Origin of the sequence: Maribacter sp. 4U21 (assembly GCF_002742365.1) — a bacterium.
Classification (GTDB): Bacteria; Bacteroidota; Bacteroidia; order Flavobacteriales; family Flavobacteriaceae; genus Maribacter.
Genome location: NZ_MDGN01000045.1, coordinates 72,153 through 93,337 on the forward strand (window position 1 = coordinate 72,153; position 21,185 = coordinate 93,337).

The 21,185-nt window shown below is 38.2% G+C and carries 23 protein-coding genes; 11 read left to right on the forward strand and 12 right to left on the reverse strand.

Annotated features, from left to right (window positions below):
* Window positions 1-45: 45 nt before the first annotated feature.
* On the reverse strand, window positions 46-666 hold the full coding sequence (locus BFP77_RS09330; protein WP_099573768.1) for a LysE family translocator: 621 nt from the start codon (window positions 664-666) through the stop codon (window positions 46-48).
* Window positions 667-872: 206 nt separating this feature from the next.
* Here BFP77_RS09330 and BFP77_RS09335 point away from each other — a divergent pair, with 206 nt between their 5' ends.
* Complete coding sequence (locus tag BFP77_RS09335; RefSeq protein ID WP_099573769.1) at window positions 873-2,936, forward strand: T9SS type B sorting domain-containing protein; 2,064 nt, start codon at window positions 873-875, stop codon at window positions 2,934-2,936.
* A gap of 39 nt (window positions 2,937-2,975) precedes the next feature.
* Complete coding sequence (locus BFP77_RS09340) at window positions 2,976-3,392, forward strand: Dabb family protein (protein WP_099573770.1); 417 nt, start codon at window positions 2,976-2,978, stop codon at window positions 3,390-3,392.
* Between the two features lie 136 nt (window positions 3,393-3,528).
* Here the strand turns inward: BFP77_RS09340 and BFP77_RS09345 are convergent, their stop codons facing one another.
* Both BFP77_RS09345 and BFP77_RS09350 read right to left on the reverse strand, forming a co-directional pair.
* On the reverse strand, window positions 3,529-4,572 hold the full coding sequence (locus BFP77_RS09345; protein WP_099573771.1) for a quinone-dependent dihydroorotate dehydrogenase: 1,044 nt from the start codon (window positions 4,570-4,572) through the stop codon (window positions 3,529-3,531).
* Between the two features lie 77 nt (window positions 4,573-4,649).
* On the reverse strand, window positions 4,650-5,105 hold the full coding sequence (locus BFP77_RS09350) for a hypothetical protein (protein ID WP_099573772.1): 456 nt from the start codon (window positions 5,103-5,105) through the stop codon (window positions 4,650-4,652).
* A gap of 64 nt (window positions 5,106-5,169) precedes the next feature.
* On the opposite strand from BFP77_RS09350, the gene pepT reads away from it, so the two are divergent.
* Both pepT and BFP77_RS09360 read left to right on the forward strand, forming a co-directional pair.
* Window positions 5,170-6,396: a peptidase T gene (gene pepT, locus BFP77_RS09355; protein ID WP_099573773.1), complete on the forward strand. Its 1,227-nt coding sequence runs from the start codon at window positions 5,170-5,172 to the stop codon at window positions 6,394-6,396.
* Window positions 6,397-6,401: 5 nt separating this feature from the next.
* Window positions 6,402-6,998, forward strand: coding sequence for a YdeI/OmpD-associated family protein (locus tag BFP77_RS09360; protein WP_099573774.1), 597 nt, complete (start codon window positions 6,402-6,404; stop codon window positions 6,996-6,998).
* Between the two features lie 153 nt (window positions 6,999-7,151).
* On the opposite strand, the gene yajC is transcribed toward BFP77_RS09360, so the two are convergent.
* The 3 genes from yajC to nusB are packed head-to-tail and all read right to left on the reverse strand — an operon-like array spanning window position 7,152 to window position 8,929.
* The gene (gene yajC / locus BFP77_RS09365; RefSeq protein WP_099573775.1) at window positions 7,152-7,439 is read right to left on the reverse strand and encodes a preprotein translocase subunit YajC; all 288 of its coding nucleotides are present in this window, start codon (window positions 7,437-7,439) and stop codon (window positions 7,152-7,154) included.
* 23 nt (window positions 7,440-7,462) lie between these two features.
* Entirely contained in the window at window positions 7,463-7,933 is a 471-nt protein-coding gene (locus tag BFP77_RS09370; RefSeq protein ID WP_099573776.1) for a DUF1573 domain-containing protein, read from the reverse strand.
* A gap of 48 nt (window positions 7,934-7,981) precedes the next feature.
* Window positions 7,982-8,929 (reverse strand): transcription antitermination factor NusB, encoded by a 948-nt coding sequence (nusB, locus tag BFP77_RS09375; protein ID WP_099573777.1) that lies wholly within the window; start codon window positions 8,927-8,929, stop codon window positions 7,982-7,984.
* 169 nt (window positions 8,930-9,098) lie between these two features.
* Between nusB and BFP77_RS09380 the strand changes: the two genes are divergently transcribed.
* The 3 genes from BFP77_RS09380 (at window position 9,099) to BFP77_RS09390 (ending at window position 13,899) form a co-directional block, all read left to right on the forward strand.
* Window positions 9,099-10,850, forward strand: a complete 1,752-nt coding sequence (locus tag BFP77_RS09380; RefSeq protein ID WP_099573778.1) for an ABC transporter ATP-binding protein — start codon at window positions 9,099-9,101, stop codon at window positions 10,848-10,850.
* Between the two features lie 69 nt (window positions 10,851-10,919).
* A complete protein-coding gene (locus BFP77_RS09385) occupies window positions 10,920-11,294 on the forward strand; it encodes a PUR family DNA/RNA-binding protein (protein ID WP_099573779.1) in 375 nt (124 codons plus the stop codon).
* 85 nt (window positions 11,295-11,379) lie between these two features.
* Window positions 11,380-13,899, forward strand: coding sequence for a M14 family metallopeptidase (locus tag BFP77_RS09390; protein ID WP_099573780.1), 2,520 nt, complete (start codon window positions 11,380-11,382; stop codon window positions 13,897-13,899).
* A 25-nt stretch (window positions 13,900-13,924) separates the two neighbouring features.
* On the opposite strand, the gene BFP77_RS09395 is transcribed toward BFP77_RS09390, so the two are convergent.
* Together BFP77_RS09395 and BFP77_RS09400 are read right to left on the reverse strand one after the other, a co-directional pair.
* Window positions 13,925-14,938, reverse strand: a complete 1,014-nt coding sequence (locus BFP77_RS09395; RefSeq protein WP_218963467.1) for a 1-acyl-sn-glycerol-3-phosphate acyltransferase — start codon at window positions 14,936-14,938, stop codon at window positions 13,925-13,927.
* A 32-nt stretch (window positions 14,939-14,970) separates the two neighbouring features.
* Entirely contained in the window at window positions 14,971-15,894 is a 924-nt protein-coding gene (locus tag BFP77_RS09400; protein ID WP_099573782.1) for a bile acid:sodium symporter family protein, read from the reverse strand.
* Window positions 15,895-16,000: 106 nt separating this feature from the next.
* Between BFP77_RS09400 and BFP77_RS09405 the strand changes: the two genes are divergently transcribed.
* Together BFP77_RS09405 and BFP77_RS09410 are read left to right on the forward strand one after the other, a co-directional pair.
* The gene (locus BFP77_RS09405; protein WP_099573783.1) at window positions 16,001-16,561 is read left to right on the forward strand and encodes a thioredoxin family protein; all 561 of its coding nucleotides are present in this window, start codon (window positions 16,001-16,003) and stop codon (window positions 16,559-16,561) included.
* A 149-nt stretch (window positions 16,562-16,710) separates the two neighbouring features.
* A complete protein-coding gene (locus BFP77_RS09410) occupies window positions 16,711-17,259 on the forward strand; it encodes a GNAT family N-acetyltransferase (RefSeq protein WP_099573784.1) in 549 nt (182 codons plus the stop codon).
* Between the two features lie 13 nt (window positions 17,260-17,272).
* Here BFP77_RS09410 and BFP77_RS09415 read toward each other — a convergent pair whose 3' ends face one another.
* Entirely contained in the window at window positions 17,273-17,800 is a 528-nt protein-coding gene (locus BFP77_RS09415) for a YfiT family bacillithiol transferase (protein ID WP_306475424.1), read from the reverse strand.
* Between the two features lie 109 nt (window positions 17,801-17,909).
* Here BFP77_RS09415 and BFP77_RS09420 point away from each other — a divergent pair, with 109 nt between their 5' ends.
* Together BFP77_RS09420 and BFP77_RS09425 are read left to right on the forward strand one after the other, a co-directional pair.
* Window positions 17,910-18,548 (forward strand): peroxiredoxin, encoded by a 639-nt coding sequence (locus BFP77_RS09420; RefSeq protein WP_099573786.1) that lies wholly within the window; start codon window positions 17,910-17,912, stop codon window positions 18,546-18,548.
* 130 nt (window positions 18,549-18,678) lie between these two features.
* Complete coding sequence (locus BFP77_RS09425) at window positions 18,679-18,873, forward strand: cold-shock protein (RefSeq protein ID WP_013304911.1); 195 nt, start codon at window positions 18,679-18,681, stop codon at window positions 18,871-18,873.
* Between the two features lie 499 nt (window positions 18,874-19,372).
* On the opposite strand, the gene BFP77_RS09430 is transcribed toward BFP77_RS09425, so the two are convergent.
* The 3 genes from BFP77_RS09430 to BFP77_RS16850 all read right to left on the reverse strand — a co-directional run.
* Entirely contained in the window at window positions 19,373-20,305 is a 933-nt protein-coding gene (locus tag BFP77_RS09430; protein ID WP_099573787.1) for a peptidylprolyl isomerase, read from the reverse strand.
* Between the two features lie 130 nt (window positions 20,306-20,435).
* Entirely contained in the window at window positions 20,436-20,693 is a 258-nt protein-coding gene (locus tag BFP77_RS16970) for a hypothetical protein (protein ID WP_180272333.1), read from the reverse strand.
* Between the two features lie 340 nt (window positions 20,694-21,033).
* Window positions 21,034-21,185 (reverse strand): integrase core domain-containing protein (locus BFP77_RS16850; RefSeq protein WP_143751842.1); only part of this gene is annotated, 152 nt, incomplete at its 5' end.

Genomic DNA, 21,185 nt, shown 5'->3' on the forward strand with positions numbered 1-21,185 from the left:
TTGTAAAAGTACAAACTCAAAAATCAAGTTCTAGTCTAAATTTGCTCAACCTATAAACAAGTAGATAGCTATTCCCACAAAAACAATAATTTGAAGCCACTTTAATACAGCTCCTGTTCTAGCATTTTTCTTTAGAAAATCAGCTATAGAAGCAGCTAAAAGAGCTATTCCACAAAAAACGAAAGAAGAGACCAGAATAAATAAAAAGCCTAGAACATAAAATTGTACCACGGTACTCAATTCTTCTGAGAACAAAAAGCCAGGGAAAAATGCTAAAAAGAAAATGGTCACCTTAGGGTTAAGTACGTTCATAACAAACCCCTGCTTAAATAAGGCCAAAAGCCCTTTCTTATTGCCTTTACCATTGCCCAAGGAAATGGCCTCATCCGAATTTAAAACTTGCCATGCCAAATACAAAAGGTATAAGGCTCCAAAAATCTTAATCGCATTAAACACAATGGGGTTATCCTTTATTATTATGGATACCCCAAATGCCAATAAGCTTGTATGGACTAAACAACCCGTCATAAGCCCAGCGATAGTGGCTAAACCATATCGTTTACCATTGGTCATACTCTGTATTAACACAAAAATATTATCTGGTCCGGGTGATAGCGCCAAGGCGGCCGTTGCGGCACAAAAAGGAAGTAATAGCTCTAAATTCAATACTCGTTGATTAAGGCCGATAAATTACGAATTACCGCCTATATCCAAAGAGTAAGCCTAACTATTTTTCTATTTAAATACCTCGTATATTGTTTTCATCTGAAAAAAAATCACTCTTAACTTATAAAATAATGATAAGTCCAAAATAGTTTTTATATTCCTAGCTAACGAGAAATCGCAAAGATTACTTTTGCCCTAGACCAGAAATGAAAAAAGCGGTATTACTTTTATTGCTCACCACGCTATCTTGTTATGGTCAGTTCCAAGTGGACACTGGTCTCTCGGAAGAAGAGCTTATACGAGATATCCTTGTAAATAGTAGCTGCGCGGAAACCTCTAACTACACTTCCTATACCGGCACGGATTTCGGGGTGAATGGTATAGGTTACTTTAATTCTAACGGAGCAAGATTTCAATACAGGGAAGGCATCATTTTATCCACAGGTAATGCTGCCGATGCAGTGGGCCCTAACGATCAAATCTATACTACTGGAGATGCGGACTGGCCGGGAGATAATGATTTAAGATCGGCAACGGGAACAGGAAACCTTTTTAACGCCTCCTATATACAATTCGACTTTGTGCCAAGCACCAACAGTATAAGCTTCAATTTTCTGTTCGCCTCAGAAGAATATTCCGATAATTATCAATGCACGTTCTCTGATGTATTTGCTTTTATTCTCACCGATGCGAATGGAATTTCTTCCAATCTAGCAGTTATTCCTGGTACTGATTCTCCTGTTAGTGCTACAACTATACGACCCGGAGTTGAAGATGCCTGTGAACCTGCGAATGAGGATTTTTTTGGTGGTCTGAATGGCGAGAATTCTGGAATTTCATTTTTTGGACAAACGAAGAGCCTGGTTGCATTCTCCGAGGTAAATCCTGGAGAAAATTACACGATTAAACTTGTAATTGCCGATAATCTAGACGCTGATCTAGACTCCGCTGTTTTCCTCGAGGCCGGTAGTTTCTCCATAGATGTTAGTTTGGGAGAAAATAGAACGGTTGCCAACGGCAAACCACTCTGTATCGGTGAAGAACTAATACTGGACGCTACTTCACAAGGAGCGCAAAGTTACGTTTGGTATAGGGACGGAACACAACTAACGGCATTCGACGATATTCCTGTCATAACCGTGAATGATGATGGATTATACGAGGTACAAGTGGTATTTTCAGAAGTATGTATTTCAAACGGAGCAATTGAAATAGAATATATTGAACCACCGCTGATAGCCGAGCAACCCTTGGATATAAACGCCTGTGATTTGGACGGGAACGATATTGAGCCTTTTGATTTTACGGCGAATAGAAACAGGATTTTAGGAAATCAAAATGATAGGATCTATAAAGTCTACTTTTTTGAAACACAGGAAGACGCCGAAAATCTCGAAAATAACATCACGCGCACCAGCCCTTACTTTGGAACCGAAGAAACCAAAACTATCTTTGCTCGCATATCTTCTGGTGAAAGTTGCTATGAAATTACATCGTTTGAAATTTTCCTTCGAAAATTAGAATTTGTCTCTCCGCTAGCTGAAGAGTATCTCCTATGTTTGGATGAAGATAACAACCCATTAACCCCCTTACCGTTATTAGATACCGGGTTGGCGACATCAGACTACAATTTTCAATGGTACAAAGATGTCGTTAGGGAAGAAAATAGGATTCCCAATGCTGCAGCGAACAACTATAGTCCAGCCACTCCAGGCACCTATTTTGTAGTCTTAGAAAATTTACAATTTGGTTGTGAATTCACGATTTTCACAAAAGTAGTTCCCGTTAGTCCTCCGACCCTTTTTGAAATCGTTCCCCTGAACGACCTGTTCTCTGGAAACAATTCCATAGCTATTGAGGTCGAGGGAGGTAATGAATATTTATTTGCAGTTGACGATTCCGATTTCACTACTAATTCCAGGTTTGATAATTTGGAAGCAGGTGAACACATAGCATATGTTACAGATACTAGGAATTGTACTGTGTTGTCCCAACCCTTCTTAGTGGTTGACTACCCCAAATTTTTTACTCCTAATGGTGACGGAACCAATGATACATGGAAAATTATAGGATTGTTAGAAATTGAGAATGCCCAAATTTATATCTACGACCGCTTTGGAAAGCTACACTTTCAATTTAATGATGAAAATGGCTGGAACGGAAATAGCAACGGAAAACTCTTACCGTCCTCAGATTACTGGTTCAAAATTAGTTACACGATGAACGGAGAACAAAAAGAATTTAAAAATCATTTCGCCCTAAAAAGATAGTTATCTTTCTTTATCTTTCACAAAAGTAAATAAAGCATCATGAAAACCTTAAAAATTACAGGAGCAGTAGTCCTTCTATCAGTACTTACAATGTCATTTTATTCATTTGAGACTACTAATAAAAATAATCAGACAACCCATATAAGCGCGGATAGTGTATTAAGACATGTGGTTCTCTTTAAATTCAAGGACGGCACTGCTCCAGAAGATATCAAAAAGGTTGAAGACGCCTTTAGTTCATTACCCAGCAAAATACCACAAATCAAGGGCTACGAATGGGGAGTCAATAACAGTCCGGAAAGCCTTAATAAGGGATTGACCCACTGTTTTTTCTTAACTTTTGAAAGTGAGGAAGACAGAGGTATTTATTTACCACACCCTAATCATAAAGCGTTTGGTGAGGTTTTAGGGCCGCATTTAGATGATGTGCTCGTATTGGACTATTGGACGAAGTAAAATGATTGACTCCTTCTACTAAGCAAAAGGCGAGGGTTAATGTGAGGAAGGTAAACTACCTTGGGGCATTACACCCTTTGGCTGTGCCAATGAAGCAAACCGAAGCACCATTTATAACTTCTTGCAGCGTTGAGATTTAATCTTGGACATCGGCTAAAATAGCCTTGTTTATTTTTTTAATTAAACCCGGACCTTCGTAAACAAATCCAGTCCATAATTGAATTAGGTCCGCACCGGCCTCTAATTTTTCTAGAGCGTCTTCTGGTGAATGTATGCCGCCTACGCCAATTATTGGAAACGCCTTATTACTCTTTTCAGACAGAAAACGAATTACCTCCGTGCTTCTATCTTTTAAAGGTTTTCCACTTAGACCTCCGGCCTGTTCCACTAAAAATAAGTCAGATTTAAGATGGGCTCTAGATATTGTCGTGTTCGTGGCGATGATTCCATCAATTTTAGTGCTTGCCACGATAGTGATGATATCCAGTAATTGGTCATCCGTTAAATCGGGAGCTATTTTTAGTAAAATCGGCTTTCGCTGAACACTTTTTTTAAGTGCATATTTATCGTTCTCTTTTTGAAGTTCCTTGAGTAACGCCGTAAGTGGTTCTTTGTCTTGTAATTCCCGTAAACCTGGGGTATTCGGTGAGCTTACGTTTACAACAAAGTAATCCACATGATCAAATAATGCATCAAAACAAATGAGGTAATCCTTAATGGCTTCATCGTTAGGGGTTACTTTGTTCTTACCTATATTACCCCCAATAAGTACGTTGTGCTCTTTTTTTAATTGCTCAACAGCGTCAAAAACACCATTGTTATTGAAACCCATTCTATTGATAATAGCTTTATCTGCCTTGAGTCTGAATAATCTCTGTTTTGGATTTCCATCTTGGGGCTTGGGTGTTAAGGTTCCTATTTCAATAAAACCGAACCCAAAATCAGACAGCTCATTGTATAACAAGGCATTCTTATCAAAACCTGCGGCCAAACCTACAGGATTTTTAAATTTTAACCCGAATACCTCTCGTTCCAATCGTACATCTTCATGCGTAAAGTGATTTTTTATAAGTCCGGAAAGACCAATTTTTGAAGCAAACTTAATGAGGGAAAAACTTATATAGTGCACCCTCTCAGGGTCCAATAAAAAAAGAATTGGGCGGATAATTAGTTTATACATAAATCATAGTGAACTACAAAAATACAAACTGAAAAGTAAACGAACCTTCTATAGCAATCACAAAAATCAGATGTACATTAGTCTTTTCTTGTAATGCTATCGTTATAAACCGTTGGCACTACTATAAAAGGGGACCGAGAAGCCTCTTTACAGAGTTCCAGGTAAAGCTCGTACTGCTTTTCGTTAAAGAGCCATAGCACTTTTTTATCTATGAACGCCTGTATCATCTGCATACTATCCATGACCGCTTTATATTTATCAGCGAGTTGACCTAATTCTGTTGGTGTGCTTTGTGGATGCCGCTGCATGATATTTGCTAATTGATTATTTAGAATTTCATTTCTATATTTCAATTCCGCACCAAAATTTACCAGATTCTCTTGCTGCATTTCATTCATTTGAAAAATAGTAATCAATGTTTCGTCCTCTGTTATACCTACCCCCAGAACACAATCGGCTTGGCTTCTAAGATCAACAGAAAAAAGCATAATCAATATTAAGTAAATAAGAACATTACATTTTTTGTGTGTCATCTAGGTAATTTAAAACTAAGCTAAAATACGATTTATAACCCTATTTTTGATTAAAACACGACCTATGCAACAACTTATTGACCGTTTTATAAGCTATGTGAAAATTGATACTCAAAGTGATCCTAACTCGGAGACGACACCGAGTACGGAAAAGCAATGGAACCTTGCCCACAAACTAGTTGCCGAGCTTAAAGCAATTGGCATGCAGGACGTAAGCATAGATAATAACGCCTATATCATGGCCACCTTACCCAGCAACATTACGCAGAAGGTACCCGTAATCGGATTCATTTCTCATTTTGACACCACACCCGATTTTTCCGGGACCGATATCAATCCACAGATTATTAGAGATTATGACGGAAAGGACATCATTTTGAACAAAGAAAAAAATATTATACTCTCACCAGATTATTTCGAAGATTTACTTCAATATAAAGGACAAACGTTAATTACAACGGACGGCACCACCCTTTTAGGGGCCGACGACAAAGCGGGGATTACGGAGATAATGACCGCTATGGAATACCTTGTTCAACATCCAGAAATAAAACATGGTACCATTAGGGTAGGTTTTACCCCTGACGAGGAAATAGGTAGAGGCGCGCATAAGTTTGATGTAGCAAAGTTCGGTGCTGCATGGGCCTATACTATGGACGGTAGTCAAATAGGTGAATTGGAGTATGAAAATTTCAATGCCGCTGGCGCGAAAGTAAGTATTACCGGGAAGAGTGTCCACCCTGGTTATGCAAAAGGTAAAATGGTCAATGCCCTAGGAATTGCGAACGAGTTTTTAGGAAGACTACCCAAAAACGAAACTCCTGAAAGAACCTGTGACAGGGAAGGTTTTTTCCATGTTTATGAACTCCATGGAGAGATAGAAAAAGCCAATATTGAACTCATAATTCGTGATCATGACCATGGTAATTTTCTAAAAAGAAAAGAATTACTAAAGGAGGTTACAGATCAATTGAATAAAGATTATAATGACTGTATAGAATTGGAAATAGCCGACCAGTATTTTAACATGCGTGAAAAAATTGAACCTGTGATGCATATTGTAGACATAGCAAAAAAAGCGATGGAGCAAGTTGGTGTTTCGCCCATTATTAAACCCATTCGTGGCGGAACGGATGGGTCACAACTTAGTTTTATGGGCCTCCCCTGTCCCAATATTTTTGCCGGTGGTCATAATTTTCATGGAAAATATGAATACGTTCCTGTGGAAAGTATGCAGAAAGCGGTAGAAGTTATCGTAAAAATTTGCGAACTTACTGCTAAAGAAAAATAAGTGCAGTGGATAAATCCGAAAAAATAGAAGCCTATTACGAGGAAGAACACCTCTTTAAAGAGGCCATAACCCAACTCAGGGAATTGGTAATAAAAACCGATTTAGAGGAAACTTTTAAATGGATGTTTCCTACCTATACGTTAAACGGAAAAAACGTACTGGCGATCTGTAAATTTAAAGGGCATTTTGGTATTTGGTTCTTTAACGGCGTGTTCTTAAGTGACAGCAAGAACGTACTGGAGAATGCCCAAGAAGGCAAGACCCAGGCAATGCGCCATTGGAAATTTAAATCTAGGGACGAGATAAAAGAGAAAATGGTTTCCGCCTACATTAATGAGGCCATTGAAAACGAAAGAAAAGGCATACGATTGGTCCCCAAAAAGAAGCAAGGTATTGTTGTGGTCTTGCCAAAGGAACTTAAGATTGCCTTTGAAAATAATCCAGAACTCAAGAAGGCTTTTCATACGCTATCCTCATCCCGACAAAAAGAATATGCCGAGTATATTAGCGGAGCCAAACGGGAACAGACTAAAGAAGCTCGCTTATCTAAAATACTCCCGATGATTCTAGAAGGAAAAGGACTCAATGATCAGTACCGCTAGTAATGTTAGAAGTAACATCCTAAAAATTATTGTTTGCCTTAGTTTCGTAGGCTCCTACTGATAAACAAACTTATATCTGCAACAGCACTAAAATAAGACATAAAAAAAGCACCAATCTTTCCATCGGTGCTTCACTTCAGCTGCGCTGCAACATTATTTTTTAACGGGAGCAGCTAGTTTTCTGCTCATCTCCATAGATATGGCGGACCTATCGAACTTTAATTTTCCGGCCATTGTTTCAATGACACAGGAAGCATCCTTATCGTTCAAATCTACAACCTTACCGTGTAAACCACTTTTCGTTATTACGCGATCACCACGTTTTAATTCCGCCGAAAATTTCTTCTCGTCCTTTTGTCTTTTCATTTGAGGTCTTATCATAAAGAAATAAGCCACAACGAAAATTAAAATCATTGGAAGAAACTGTCCCATATCACCCATTTGGTAGCTATTAAATTTTAAAATTATTTAACAGGCCCAAGTGGTGCTGCTCCTTTTGGGTTAACAAAAGCTTTGATTCTTAATAGCTCAGAACCCTTTTCTGTATTTGCCATCACTGTAATGGTTTTAGTAACCTGATTTTGACCAGACCCATTAAATTTCACCAATAACTCACTAGATTCACCAGGAGCAATTGGTTCTTTTGGCGGGTTTGGCACTGTACAACCACAGCTACTTTTAGCATCGGTAATGATTAGAGGGGCGTTACCAGTATTGGTAAATTTAAAAGCCGTCTCCTGCGGAGTACCTTGCTCAATAGTACCGAAATCATGCTCGGCTTTTTCAAAGGTCATTACCGGAATAGCTTTAGCAGCCTCATCCCTAACAGCTGCTTCCGCAACATTATCAGTATTAATTTTACTTGAGGCATTTTCTTTACAAGAGGTGAATGCGAACATGGAAATCGTACAAATTGCAACTACTATCTTTTTCATTATTTAAGGTATTTATTTTTTAATTAAACGTAAAATTAGAAAAATATTTTATAAAAGACCTCTACCCATCTTATTCAGTTTTCCTTTGGCCTTATATTCTTTAGTTAGCTTGTCTAGAATACCATTGATAAAAATACTGCTTTTAGGTGTTGAATATTCTTTGGCGATTTCTAAATATTCGTTAATTGTTACCCGCTCCGGTATCGATGGAAAATGGAGTAGTTCGCAAATGGCCATTTTAAGTAGAATGGCATCTACATCCGCAATACGGTCCTTGTCCCAATTGGGTGTTTTACCCTCTATCTCCTTCTCTAAAGCATCGTTCTTAAGCAATGTTTTAGAAAGAAGTTGATTGGCAAAATCCATATCCTCTTTATCTTTCAACAATTTGGGCATAAAGTAATCTGGCTTCTGTTGTGCTTTTGCCTTCTTAAACAACCGAACGATAAAGGTATTAACGATGGGGATATCATCTATCCAAGTAAGTTTATCATCCTCAAAATACTCGTAAATTTTGTCGTTCGGGGCAATGACCTCTTTAAACAATTCTATAATAACTTGCTTATCGGACTCGTAGCTGTTATCGTTAGAGTTCATATAGTTCTTGTAAATGGTACTTTCTAAGATGGCATTATAGATGAGCTTTACATATTCCTCGTTAAGGTACCAGTTATCTAGTTTTCTATTGGTCAATTCTTCCTTTAAAGTCTGGCTCTGAATGAGTTGAAGTAAGAGTTTGTTCTTTGTAAATTTCAACTCGTCCGGGAATGCCGTTTCTTTGGTATTCAAGTATTTTTTGGAAGCTAAATCTATTTGATTTGCAGCACGTTGGTGAAGTTCCATAAAAAGACTTAACCATAACAAGTACAGACTGTAAGTATTAGCTATACTAACTTTTAAAAATTTCTCCTGTTTGGGCAAGGAGTCGTCTTTTGATTGAATTAGGGCATAAATGCATTGCATTACTTTTACCCTAATGTGCCTTCGTGTAAGCATGTGAAAGAACTGTTGTTTATGATTGATTTTCGCAGGGCAAAAGTAAGCATCTATTCAGACTGCCACAAAAGCATTAGCATTTATCTTAGGTATTTTATAACATTCAATTCTTTATCAAAAACTTATCTTTGGCAAATCTTAAATCAGAATTTTGCAACCGTAGGCTTTAATGAAGGAACTTAAGCATCTTAATAAATACTTCAAAAAATATTGGCTTAAACTCCTGGTAGGAATTATAATCACCATTATTGCCCGCCTTTTTCAACTCGTAATGCCTTCTTACGTCAACAAGATTATTTCCGTTGTTGAGCAATTCATAAGAGAAGAACTGGCCACCGCCACCGCAAAGGAGCTTTTACAGGAATACATTCTTATCATTGTTGGAGCCGCATTACTTTCTGGTTTTTTCACTTTCTTAATGCGCCAGACCATTATTAATGTTTCCAGGTATATTGAGTACGACCTGAAAAATGAAATTTTTGATCACTATCAAATTTTAAGCCTCAACTTTTATAAAAAAAATAGGACAGGTGATTTAATGAACCGTATCAGTGAAGATGTTAATCAGGTACGTTTGTATGCCGGTCCTGCAATCATGTACGGGATGCAGACCCTTACGCTTTTCGCCTGCCTTATTCCATTAATGTTCATTAAAGCGCCAACTTTAGCTGCTTATACGCTGTTACCCTTACCTATTCTTTCGGTTCTCATATATCGTATTAGTAAGATTATCCATAAAAGAAGTACTATCGTACAGGAGTACCTATCCTCCCTATCCACGTTTACGCAAGAGGTATTTTCCGGTGTTTCCGTAATTAAGGCCTATGCTTTAGAACCTCAGACGAACCGGGAACTAAGTGATTTGGCCAATGAAGGCAGGGAAAAGAGTATGAGCTTGGCAAAAGTAAACGCATGGTTCTTTCCTCTTATGATATTACTTATCGGCATTAGTAATATTCTGGTCATTTATATCGGTGGTAAGCAATATATAGACGGGGAAATAGGTGTTGGCCTAATCGCAGAATTTATCCTTTATGTAAACATGCTAACATGGCCCGTGGCCATTGTTGGGTGGTTGACCTCTATCGTTCAAAGAGCGGAGGCAAGTCAAAAAAGAATAAATGAATTTTTGAACGAGTCATCAGAGTTAAACACGGACAATGCCATAACACATGAAGTTAAGGGCGATATTGAGTTCAAGGATGTCACCTTCACTTATGAGGATACGGAAATAACAGCGTTAAAAAATCTTTCCTTCCATATAAAGCAAGGAAAAACTACGGCAATTATCGGTAAAACCGGTTCGGGGAAATCAACGATACTAGATTTGGTTGCGCGGTTGTACGATGTAACTTCAGGAGAAGTTCTGATAGACGGTATTCCTATTAAAACAATGAATGTAAGAAATCTCAGGGAGGCCATAGGTGCTGTTCCACAGGATGCCTTTCTATTTTCCGATACCATTAAAAACAATATTAAATTCGGAAAGCATGATGCTATGGACGAAGAAATTATAGCCACGGCCAAAAAAGCGGTCGTACACGATAACATCATCGGTTTTTCCAAACAGTATGAAACGGTATTAGGAGAAAGAGGGATTACCCTAAGTGGTGGACAAAAACAACGCGTGTCCATTGCCCGTGCTTTGATGAAAGACCCCCAGATATATCTTTTTGATGACTGTCTCTCGGCAGTGGACACCGAAACAGAAGAGGAGATATTAGCGAACTTGAAAAAGGCCTCGAAAAACCGAACTACACTGATTGTAAGCCATAGGGTCTCTTCTGCTAAAAACGCTGATAAAATATTGGTTTTGGAAGATGGGAAGCTTTTGCAAGAAGGAACACACGAAGAACTAAATGCTATCGATGGCTACTATAAAGAGCTCTATAATAATCAGCTTTCCGAGAAAGAAAACTAGAAAATTGTTGTTGGATAGCGTTTTTTTTTTCATTTTTGATAGAATAATCAGACATTATAACGACAGGAAATGAGCGACAGAGAATCAATGGACCAAGAGGAAATTCACTCTAAAGTTTTACGTGCGGGCAGAAGAACTTACTTTTTTGATGTGAGAAGCACAAAGGCCGGAGACTACTATTTAACCATTACAGAAAGTAAGAAATTTACTCATGATGATGGTTCTTTTCATTATAAAAAACATAAAATATACCTCTATAAAGAAGATTTTGAAGCCTTCAAAGAAAATTTTGAGGAGATGATGGACTTTATTATAGAGGAAAAAGGTACCGAAGTTATCTCGGAAAGACATCAAAAAGACTTTAAGAAAGAGGAGGATGGCACTGCCGTTAGTGAAGAAAAACCAAGTGGTAGTTTTACCGATGTCAGTTTTGATGACATTTAGATAAAAATACTCTTAAATAAATGATAACGACCCTTGTAATTAAGGGTCGTTTTCTACTTTTATACCATAGCTAAATTCAACCAAAATGAAGAAAATTTTACTTGCCTTTGTACTGACCACTTGCTTTTACTCTAGCGCGCAACAACCATTAGCATTAGATTACTACTTACCACAGGGAATTACCTACGACGCATCTATACCCACACCTAAAGAAGTTATCGGTCACGAAGTAGGAGAATGGCACGTAACACATGATAAGTTAATGTTCTACATGCAGACCCTGGCCAAGTCTAGCGACCGTATCAGCATAGAGAACAGAGGGGAAACTTTTGAAGGCAGACCATTGTTACTACTCACCATTACCACTCCAGAGAACCATCGGAATATAAATAAAATAAGGGAAGACCATATTGCGCTTACCGAGAACGCCGGTAGCGGCGATATTTCTAACATGCCCATTATAGTGTACCAAGGATTTTCTATTCACGGAAACGAACCTAGTGGTGCAAATGCAGGTTTGGCGTATGCGTATTATTTGGCCGCAGCTCAAGGCCCCGAGATTGAAAAGATGTTGAGCGATATGGTAATTTTAATGGACCCATCTTACAATCCTGATGGCTTGCAACGCTTTGCTTATTGGGCGAACACCAATAAAAGCATCAATTTAGTAGCGGATAACAACGAGCGCGAGTACCATGAGGTTTGGCCAGGAGGAAGAACAAATCATTACTGGTTTGACATGAACAGGGACTGGTTACCGGTACAACTTCCCGAAAGTAGGGCCCGTATAGAAAGTTTTCACAAATGGCTACCGAATATCCTTACGGACCACCATGAAATGGGCACGAACTCCACCTTTTTCTTTCAGCCGGGAGAACCTACGAGGGTACATCCACTAACCCCAAAAATTAATCAGGAGTTAACCGCCGAGATTGGTACCTATCATGCAAAAGCGCTAGATAAAATAGGCTCTTTATACTATTCCGAGGAAGGATACGACGATTATTACTACGGAAAAGGCTCTACTTTCCCAGATGTAAATGGTAGTATAGGTATTCTTTTCGAACAAGGAAGCTCTAGAGGTCATGTTCAAGAAAGTGAGAACGGCTTACTGACCTTTCCGTTTACGATTCGCAATCAGTTTACCACCGCTTTGTCTACGATTGAGGCAGCGACGAACATGCGCGAAAAAATCTTGGGCTATCAGAAAAAATTCTATCAAGATGTAAAAAATGAAGCCTCGAGAAGCAAAACCAAAGGAATTGTTTTTGGAGATAATAAAGACGGTGCAAAGGCGTGGCATCTGGCCGAGATATTGGAACGCCACAAAATGAAAATACATGAATTGGCAAATGATGTAACCATCAATGGAAAAACATATGTGAAAGGAAAAAGTTATGTTGTTCCCATGGACCAGAAAAATCCACGACTGGTCAAAGCGATGTTTGAAAAGCGCACCACGTTTACGGACAGTTTGTTCTATGATATCTCTGCTTGGACATTTCCGTTAGCATTTAATGTTGATTACACCGAGCTTGGCTCACTAAGTAATGCAGGACCACAAATTGATAAGCTAGCCGCTTTACAAGGCACTGTTAGTGATAAAAGTAACTATGCCTATCTGTTTGAATGGAACGAGTATTACACTCCAAAGGCCTTACACGCTATAGTAGAAAAAGGCCTTAGGGCCAAAGTGGCCAAATCTCCATTTACCTTGGAAGGCAAAACGTATGATTACGGAACCATCATGGTACCCGTACAGAACCAAGATTTAAGTGCTTCCGAATTACACACATTATTGGTCGACGTGGCCAAGGAAAGTAACGTAACGATTACCGCCGTAGGAACTGGACTTACAAGAGGAATCGATTTGGGAAGTAATGATTTTGACCCCGTTGAGAAACAGAAAATAGCTATTCTTGTCGGCGATGGAATTCGTTCTTATGATGCCGGAGAAATTTGGCACTTGTTCGATACACGCTATAACATGGAGCTCACCAAAATAGATGTGGGTTATTTTTCTTCTGTTGATTTAAGCAAATATACCGATATCATTATTCCCAGTGCTTATGGAAAGGCATTGAACAAGAACAACTCGGAAAAACTGAAAGATTGGGTCAAAGACGGTGGCACTTTAATTGGCTATAGAAATGTGGCAGAGTGGTTCAATACCAATGAATTTATGAAGTTGAAGTTTAGAAAGGATACTTTAGTCGCTAAGAACATCGCATTTGACCAGAAACGAGATTTTAACGGTGCCCAGGTAACCGGAGGGGCTATATTCGAGGCAACATTGGACCGTTCCCATCCCATAAATTTTGGCTACAAGAACGATAAACTTGCTTTATTCAGAAATACCAATGTGTATATCTCTCCCGATGAAGACAGCTACAACAACCCCATCACATACACCAACGATCCTTTATTAAGCGGGTATATCTCAGAAGAAAATCTAGCACTTCTTAAAGGTTCCGTTCCGTTTCAAGTACAAGGATTAGGAAAAGGTCGCGTTATCGCCTTCACGGACAATACCAATTTCAGGGCCTTTTGGTACGGTACCAATAAACTCTTGATGAACGCTATTTTCTTCGGGGAAATGATGTAAAACAGTTTACCTAAGCCGCTATCGATTAAAAGGGGCTTAGGTACTTTACTAAAATCCAATTACATACAAATAGCGCTACCACTATGCCCAAAGCGAGCGAAAATCCGCTATAGAAGTATAGTATGGTAAAAAGCAAAGTGTAGTAGATTAAAAAACCTATTATTGCCGTGGCAAAGCGCAAGGTTCCCGTAAATTCCGGTTCCCAGACCTTCGGTTTCATAATACCTTTCCATAGCAAAACTACTGGTGCGTTCAGTAAAACCAAAACCGTTTGAACAGCTACACTTTTTCGCTTTGGCTTTTTATGCTGAATTTCCGAACTAGCTTCTGCATAGTTGGAAATCATTGTATTAACCTCTCTTGGTCTCAGATAATCCTCGCCTGCTTCATCCAGAAAACGAATCACCTTATCATATTCCGTCTCCGAGGCTACATGCGTAGTTAATTCCTTTAAACGGTCCGAAACTAGGGTCTTTACCCTATTGGTAGATACAATTATATTTTCGCTATCATAATGTGTATTTAAAGGGATACTCTTTCCATAGTAAATAGCCACCTCGTCCGGAAAATTTGTAGCATCCTTATAGTTTAATCCAACAGGTACCAGATGAATATCCAAATCCAAGTATCTGTCCTTTGCCCTAAACAGAATTCTTGTAAATCCTTTACTCAAAGGACGCACCCGTCGCTTTAAATTGTGGTTGGCTTCCGGAAACATTACCAATGCCCCTTTATCCCGAAGTACATCGGCACAGGCATCAAAAATCATATCGTTTTTAGATAATTTATCCTTACCGTCTCTTAACCTGTATATAGGAATCATTCTAAAATATCTGAAAATAGCGTCAAGAAGCGGTTTTCCAAAAACGTCTGAACGTGTCAAGAAAAAGGGCTTTCTATTACATGCGACTACGATAAGAAGCACATCTAACAATGCACTTTGGTGATTTGGCAAGAAAAGAACGGGTTTATCCTTTGGTACGTTTTCTAGTCCGTGTACCTCAATTTTTTTATGATAGGCGTGCAAAGCCAATTTCATTAAGATTTTTATGAAATAATACATCCTATTCTTTAAGCCAAGGTTTCTTTCTTTGTTATACTCTTATTTGACCAATACCCCGCGAGCAACAGGCCTGAGACCAAATGCCAAATACCCCAAAAGGCCGTAAGTAGCGCCATTCCGCCAAGACCATCGAAAAAAGTGAAAATCAGCAATAAACCCAATCCGGAATTCTGTATTCCGGTTTCAATCGTAATGGATTTACTGTTTTTCCGATTCAATTTAAAAATATTACTAATGGAAAACCCTGTGAAAAATGCCAATAAATTATGGAGCACCACAATCCAAAACACATAAAAAATATAGTCCATAAAAATATCGCTATTGTTGTATAATGCAAGAAATACGAGGGCTATAAAAAATAGTAGGGATAAGGGTTTTAAACCTTTTGCGAGTATTAAGGCCAACTTAGGCTTAAAATGATGCAAGGACATTCCAAGCAGTAGTGGCACTCCTAAGAGGAGCGCAACGAGTTTTACCATTTCCAATGGGGAAATAGCAACGGCCTCTAGAATCTTTGCAGTCGGTTGATAGAGTGATCCCCAAAATTCTAAACTTAAGGGCGTCATAATCACGGCTAGAAGCGTGGCTATGGCGGTAAGACAAACAGAAAGCGCACTATTACCTCCTGCCAAATGGGTAATGAAATTAGAAATATTACCCCCGGGACAAGCGGCGACCATTATCATTCCTAAAGCAATACTGGGGTAAGGTTTCAAAATAAGAATCAGGATAAAAGTTGCGACCGGCAATAATACGAACTGACTTAAAACACCTATTAGAATGGGCTTGGGATTGGACCAAAGTTCTTTAAAATCCTTTATGGAAATCTCAAGCGCAACCCCGAACATCACAAATGCCAAGACTACGTTTAAAACCCATAGTGATCCGCTATCAAAATTAATATGTACGTTATCTAAAAGTGCGTCCCTCAAAGTGTATCTAGTTGGTTAGCCTAAGCACATTGATGTTAAAAATATGGTTTATAAGTACAAACAACAATAGAATTACGCTTAACTTTATGACTCCAGAATAAAAGCTATGGCAAGAACAGAGAGCAATATGTTGGCCCTTGGAACACAAGCGCCAGAATTTAGACTGCCGGATACCGTTAGTGGTACAACCATGCACCTTTCGGAGATGGTAGGAAAGAATGGTACCGTTATCCTATTTATATGTAATCATTGTCCGTTTGTGATACATGTGAATCCAGAAATTAGCAAAATGGCCAAGGAGTACCAATCGAAAGGAATTCAGTTCATAGGCATTTCTAGTAACGATGTCGTTAACTATCCCCAGGACAGACCGGAATTAATGCGCGTTAAAGCCATAGAGGCAGGCTACACCTTTCCCTATCTTTATGATGAAACACAAGAAGTGGCTAAAGCCTATGATGCGGCTTGTACGCCAGACTTCTACCTCTTCGATAAGAACTTAAAACTTGTATATCGTGGTCAATTAGACGATTCAAGGCCGGGAAATGGCAAAGAACTAACAGGAAAAGATTTAAGGCAAGCTATGGATGCACTACTACAGAACAAACCTATTTCTCCGGACCAAAAACCGAGCATAGGATGTAATATAAAATGGATCAATTCCTAAAAATGAATGGTCCCTACAATTTTCGGGCAATTCTTCCTGTTTACTTAAAGGATGAGAAATACAACGAAAGTAATTTACCTATTTAAGAGTGACAGTAGTTTAGAAAGACTTAAGCTTATACCCCGTTTGCCCTAGTAGTACTATCATTTATGAAAGATATTGTTCATTTTGAACCGCTGACCCAAGAAAAGTATGCCACTTATATTACCGTAGGAACCAAAGCCTACAATCAGCATTATAGGCACTTATGGCCAAAAGGAGATTCCGCACCGTATATTCAAAGTAGTTTTACCGAGGAAGTATTGCTTCAAGAAGAACAGGATACCAATACCCTATTATTTCTTATTCATCACAATAAAAAAACTGTGGGCATTCTAAAAATATCCTTGAAAAAAGCATTGGATTCTTATTCCAGGGAAGAAGCACTTTACGTTGATAAAATCTATATCATAAAAGAGGCTACTGGGAAAGGTATTGGCAAAAAGGTATTACAATTTGTAGAGCTGAGGGCCAAGGAACTCAAAAAGCGTATCATTTGGTTGGATACCATGCAAAAAGGACCGGCACTACATTTTTACTTAAAAAATGGCTTCAAAAAACACAGCACAACTGAAATACCCTTTCCCCAAGCCATAGAGGAGAAAAAACCGATGTTTATTATGACCAAAACTGTCTCTAAGGTATCGACTCTTCGATAATAGTTTAAAAAGATTACCAACCTTCCCGTTGGGCCAAATTTTTAATATGCGCAAAATGATGATTACCGTGCCATGCATATTTGGCAATATTTTCAGCTACGGAGACTTTAACATTACCTTCCGGATGCAGATAGCATTTCTTCATATCATCTGCAGCAATGCCTTTGAGTAAAAATACCAACTTGGCATGTAGCGCTCTGATATAGTGGAGCGATAGGGAAATTGGTGCCGTACGCGCGTCAAAAAGAATACTCCAATCTTTCTCCTCATAAGCTTTGATTAAAGGCTCATCTTCTGTAAGCGCCCATTTAAAACGGGTATAACTATGATGATGACTGTCTGCGATATGATGTACCACTTGTCTCACGGTCCATCCTCCCGGCCTATAGGGTGTTTCCAATTGATCATTGGAAAAATCCGTGACCAAATCTTCTAAACGACTTGGCAGCGTTTCCAATTCCAGAATATATTCAGAAATCTGTTCTGCAGTAAGCTTATCCGGACAATTGAACTCCCCAATAGGATAACGTAAGTCTTTCATATTTTCCATGCTTTAAAAATACTAAACTTTAATACATTTTTAACCCTTGATAAAACAGAAGCATTAATTAATCTACTAGTTTTGTAGAGTAATTTAAATAGATACTATTATGGCTACGATACGATTAGGAGATACCGCACCGAATTTCACTGCAGAAAGCTCTGTGGGAACTCTAAATTTTTACGATTACTTAGGAGATAGTTGGGGAATATTATTCTCACATCCCGCAGATTTTACACCTGTTTGTACCACAGAATTGGGTACCGCGGCAAAATTTAAGGATGAATTTGACAAGCGAAACGTTAAAATGATTGCCTTGAGTGTGGACAGTGCAGCTTCCCATACAGAATGGATAAAGGATATAAATGAAGTACAGCATACCGTTGTAAATTTCCCCATTATAGCGGATGAGGATAAATCCGTGTCTCACCTTTACGATATGATACATCCAAAGGCGGATAACAATTTAACGGTACGTTCCGTATTTATAATTGCCCCCGATAAAACCGTAAAATTAATCCTTACTTATCCTGCCTCGACAGGACGAAACTTCTATGAGCTATTACGTGTAATAGACTCACTTCAACTCACCGCCTACCATAAAGTAGCCACTCCGGCAAATTGGGATAAAGGACAGGATGTAGTGGTGAGCCCTTCTATTCCTACTGCAGAAGCAAAGACGATTTTTAAAAAAGGTGTAGAAGAAATAAAGCCGTATTTACGAATGACGCCCGATCCTTTGGCATAATTGTTGGTTTACAAGTGGCTGTGAAGATGCAAATAAGATTACTTAACGGTAATATAACTTACTAAAAATCTTACAATTAAATATTTTAATAGTATCTTTGCACTTTAATTAATATATAATTTTTTCTATTATGAGTAAAGGAACAGTAAAATTCTTCAATGATTCCAAAGGATATGGTTTCATCACTGAAGATGGTTCAAACGAAGATCATTTTGTACACATTTCTGGCTTAATCGACGAAGTTCGAGAAGGTGATGTTGTGGAATTTGAACTACAACAAGGTAAAAAAGGATTAAACGCCGTTAATGTGAAAGTAGTTGACTAGGTAAAGATTTAACTTTTTTATAGTATAAGCCTGAACAAATGTTCAGGCTTTTTTTATATTTAAATTTTAAAACCGTAAGAAATAAGTTACTTTTTTCTAATTTTGTTTAACGTTTACGCAACCATTACTATTTTTCGCATCTAAAAAGTAAACATAAGAGTTCCCCAAGAACTTAAACCTAATCCATGAGTACTTTTTTTGCAGTTTTTCTTTTCCTAGTTTTCTTGAATGCCTTAATGCTTATAGGCAGTTTATGGAGCGAAAGAAAATAATTAACCTATTGCTTTTTTTAAAGTAGGGTTTTTCTTCTGAGGGTTGTTACATAACCAATAAGGATTATAAAGCCGTACCTATGAAAACTTTTTTAATTATCGTCTGTATTTTGTTACTGATCAATATTGTTCTTTTTCTGTTCAGTCTAACCAAGGCAAAATAAAAACACCCTGATAAAATCAAGGTGTTTTTTATTATTAAAATGCTACTTTTTAGCTCACTGCCGTTATCCCACGTTCATTAATTCCACATCGAATATCAGTGTTGCATTCGGAGGAATAACTCCACCAGCTCCTGCGCTACCATAGGCTAAATCAGACGGAATCACGAACCGTGCTTTATCGCCTACTTTTAAAAGTCCAATACCTTCATCCCATCCTGGAATTACTTGGCCAACCCCTAATTGAAAATCTATAGGAGAATTTCTTTTATATGAAGAATCAAATACCTGACCGTTCAATAAGGAACCCTCATAATGTACGGACACCTTTTTACCACTTTCGGCTTTTGCGCCACTACCCTTCTGAATCATTTTATAACGTAATCCGGAGTCGGTAGCCTCAAACCCTGCCGCAACTTTATCCAACTCGGCGGCTTGTGCTGCTTTTGCAGCTGCTATACGCTCTTTTCCAGAAGCTTCGAACTTATCAAAAGCTGCTACAGCATCCCAGTTCTTGGCCTCATCACCTACTCTTACAATTTCAACAGTGTCCAAACTATCCCCTTGGGCAATGCTATCCACCACTTCTTGTCCGGATGCCACATGTCCAAAAACGGTATGTTTGTTATCCAACCAAGGTGTAGGAACATGTGTTATAAAGAACTGACTTCCATTAGTTCCTGGACCTGCATTGGCCATGGATAGCACTCCCGGCTTACTGTGGTCTAGCTCTGGATGAAATTCATCATCGAACTTATAACCGGCGTCACCGGTACCGGTTCCCTGCGGGCAACCCCCTTGTATCATAAAATCAGGAATGACCCTGTGAAATTTTAGTCCGTTGTAGTACGGCTCGCCTTTTGCCTTAACCGAATTTTCTTTATCCCCTTCGGCAAGACCAACAAAGTTACCTACTGTTCCCGGAGTTTTATCGTGTGTTAATTTTACTAATATTTCGCCTTTTGATGTGTTGAATTTGGCATAAATTCCATCTTCCATAGTACTAATTTTTAATGAGCGGCAAAGATATGGAAAAGTTGGGAGTTAGGAGTTGAGCTTTATTGAATGGCTCAATATTGATTTTTGATTATTAGAACTTCTCAAAGAACGCATTGTGGTAAAACGTTCTTCATTTTACTCCTTTTTCAAAGTCAACTTTAATTATTTCAAAAATAACCAATGCGACCCAGTTTAGACCATGATTAATAATTGGCCTAAAGAAATAATCGGGATACAAAACTTCGGTAGAGCTTAAGTTATTCTGCCAAGTTCCTTTAGTTAAATGAAAGAATCTATTTCTAAGAATAATGATAAAGTCATAGAAACCTATAAAGGATAGTTTAATTTCTTGATTTAACGTTTGACCTTTCAATCCTTTACCATTCATAGGTTTGCTTTTCACCTTATCTAAGTAGATTTTATAATAAGCTTGCCGCAAATCCGTTTGATTTATACTGCTAAAATCTATATCAATAGTTGACTTGAAAAAATCTTCATTCTTAAATGTTTCTGAAATAAATCGTTTAAAAAAAGCTAGCTCGCCATCTTGCTCATTATTAAAAAATGACTGTAGTTGTTTATATGTTTTATCATAATTTTTATTTTTAGAGACATAGATTTGTAAGCTTCCCCCAATCAGAACTGTTTAGTTTTCCAAAACTTCATTAAAATTATTGTTTTTAATTCTTTTGGGGCTAGCCCTGTAAGCTTCCCCCAATCAGAACTGTTTAGTTTTCCAAAACTTCATTAAAATTATTGTTTTTAATTCTTTTGGGGCTAGCCCCAAAAGAATTAAGTTCTGCGTATTTTATTGGCGGCACTTTGCCAAGTGCGTCATGTGGTCTGTGATGATTATAATCGTCCATCCATATACGTGTTT